Source organism: Paenibacillus sp. NPDC055715, assembly GCF_053617595.1.
The window spans coordinates 1-3,130 of sequence record NZ_JBSHGA010000032.1; the positions used below are offsets into that span (position 1 = coordinate 1).

The 3,130-nt window shown below is 52.3% G+C and carries 2 rRNA genes; both read left to right on the forward strand.

The features are described from left to right. A 16S ribosomal RNA gene (locus ACWGOO_RS22280) occupies nt 1-618 on the forward strand; the annotation flags it as partial. A 175-nt stretch (nt 619-793) separates the two neighbouring features. Then, a 23S ribosomal RNA gene (locus ACWGOO_RS22285) occupies nt 794-3,130 on the forward strand; the annotation flags it as partial.

The following is a 3,130-nucleotide window of genomic DNA, read 5'->3' on the forward strand; positions in this document are numbered from 1 at the left end:
GGACCCGCACAAGCAGTGGAGTATGTGGTTTAATTCGAAGCAACGCGAAGAACCTTACCAGGTCTTGACATCCCCCTGATCGGTCTAGAGATAGATCTTTCCTTCGGGACAGGGGAGACAGGTGGTGCATGGTTGTCGTCAGCTCGTGTCGTGAGATGTTGGGTTAAGTCCCGCAACGAGCGCAACCCTTATGCTTAGTTGCCAGCAGGTCAAGCTGGGCACTCTAAGCAGACTGCCGGTGACAAACCGGAGGAAGGTGGGGATGACGTCAAATCATCATGCCCCTTATGACCTGGGCTACACACGTACTACAATGGGCAGAACAAAGGGCAGCGAAACCGCGAGGTTAAGCCAATCCCACAAATCTGTTCTCAGTTCGGATCGCAGTCTGCAACTCGACTGCGTGAAGCTGGAATCGCTAGTAATCGCGGATCAGCATGCCGCGGTGAATACGTTCCCGGGCCTTGTACACACCGCCCGTCACACCACGAGAGTTTGTAACACCCGAAGTCGGTGAGGTAACCTTTTAGGAGCCAGCCGCCGAAGGTGGGACAGATGATTGGGGTGAAGTCGTAACAAGGTAGCCGTATCGGAAGGTGCGGCTGGATCACCTCCTTTCTAAGGATTTTAACGGAATATAAGACCTTGGGTCTTATAAACAGAACGTTCCCTGTCTTGTTTAGTTTTGAAGGATCATTCCATTCTTCGAGATGTTGTTCTTTGAAAACTAGATAACAGAAGTAATTCACATTCAATTAGTAATGCAAGATATCACGTAGTGATTCTTTTTAACGGTTAAGTTAGAAAGGGCGCACGGTGGATGCCTTGGCACTAGGAGCCGATGAAGGACGGGACGAACACCGATATGCTTCGGGGAGCTGTAAGCAAGCTTTGATCCGGAGATTTCCGAATGGGGAAACCCACCACTCGTAATGGAGTGGTATCCATATCTGAATACATAGGATATGAGAAGGCAGACCCGGGGAACTGAAACATCTAAGTACCCGGAGGAAGAGAAAGCAAATGCGATTCCCTGAGTAGCGGCGAGCGAAACGGGACCAGCCCAAACCAAGAGGCTTGCCTCTTGGGGTTGTAGGACACTCTGTACGGAGTTACAAAGGAACGAGGTAGATGAAGAGGTCTGGAAAGGCCCGCCATAGGAGGTAACAGCCCTGTAGTCAAAACTTCGTTCTCTCCTGAGTGGATCCTGAGTACGGCGGAACACGTGAAATTCCGTCGGAATCCGGGAGGACCATCTCCCAAGGCTAAATACTCCCTAGTGACCGATAGTGAACCAGTACCGTGAGGGAAAGGTGAAAAGCACCCCGGAAGGGGAGTGAAAGAGATCCTGAAACCGTGTGCCTACAAGTAGTCAGAGCCCGTTAACGGGTGATGGCGTGCCTTTTGTAGAATGAACCGGCGAGTTACGATCCCGTGCAAGGTTAAGCAGAAGATGCGGAGCCGCAGCGAAAGCGAGTCTGAATAGGGCGCATTGAGTACGTGGTCGTAGACCCGAAACCAGGTGATCTACCCATGTCCAGGGTGAAGTTCAGGTAACACTGAATGGAGGCCCGAACCCACGCACGTTGAAAAGTGCGGGGATGAGGTGTGGGTAGGGGTGAAATGCCAATCGAACCTGGAGATAGCTGGTTCTCTCCGAAATAGCTTTAGGGCTAGCCTCAAGGTAAGAGTCTTGGAGGTAGAGCACTGATTGGACTAGGGGCCCCTACCGGGTTACCGAATTCAGTCAAACTCCGAATGCCAATGACTTATCCTTGGGAGTCAGACTGCGAGTGATAAGATCCGTAGTCGAAAGGGAAACAGCCCAGACCGCCAGCTAAGGTCCCAAAGTATACGTTAAGTGGAAAAGGATGTGGAGTTGCTTAGACAACCAGGATGTTGGCTTAGAAGCAGCCACCATTTAAAGAGTGCGTAATAGCTCACTGGTCGAGTGACTCTGCGCCGAAAATGTACCGGGGCTAAACGTATCACCGAAGCTGCGGACTGTTCTTCGAACAGTGGTAGGAGAGCGTTCTAAGGGCTGTGAAGCAAGACCGGAAGGACTGGTGGAGCGCTTAGAAGTGAGAATGCCGGTATGAGTAGCGAAAGAGGGGTGAGAATCCCCTCCACCGAATGCCTAAGGTTTCCTGAGGAAGGCTCGTCCGCTCAGGGTTAGTCGGGACCTAAGCCGAGGCCGAAAGGCGTAGGCGATGGACAACAGGTTGATATTCCTGTACCACCTCCTCACCATTTGAGCAATGGGGGGACGCAGGAGGATAGGGTAAGCGCGGTATTGGATATCCGCGTCCAAGCAGTTAGGCTGGGAAATAGGCAAATCCGTTTCCCGTGAAGGCTGAGCTGTGATGGCGAGCGAATTATAGTAGCGAAGTTCCTGATTCCACACTGCCAAGAAAAGCCTCTAGCGAGGTGAGAGGTGCCCGTACCGCAAACCGACACAGGTAGGCGAGGAGAGAATCCTAAGGTGATCGAGAGAACTCTCGTTAAGGAACTCGGCAAAATGACCCCGTAACTTCGGGAGAAGGGGTGCTCTGTTAGGGTGCAAGCCCGAGAGAGCCGCAGTGAATAGGCCCAGGCGACTGTTTAGCAAAAACACAGGTCTCTGCGAAGCCGTAAGGCGAAGTATAGGGGCTGACGCCTGCCCGGTGCTGGAAGGTTAAGAGGAGCGCTTAGCGTAAGCGAAGGTGCGAATTGAAGCCCCAGTAAACGGCGGCCGTAACTATAACGGTCCTAAGGTAGCGAAATTCCTTGTCAGGTAAATTCTGACCCGCACGAATGGCGTAACGACTTGGGCGCTGTCTCAACGAGAGATCCGGTGAAATTTTAATACCTGTGAAGATGCAGGTTACCCGCGACAAGACGGAAAGACCCCATGGAGCTTTACTGCAGCTTGATATTGAATTTGGGTACGATCTGTACAGGATAGGTGGGAGCCGTCGAACTTTGAGCGCCAGCTTGAAGGGAGGCATCCTTGGGATACCACCCTGATCGTATCTAGGTTCTAACTTGGTACCGTGATCCGGTACGAGGACAGTGTCAGGTGGGCAGTTTGACTGGGGCGGTCGCCTCCTAAAGAGTAACGGAGGCGCCCCAAGGTTCCCTCAGAATGGTT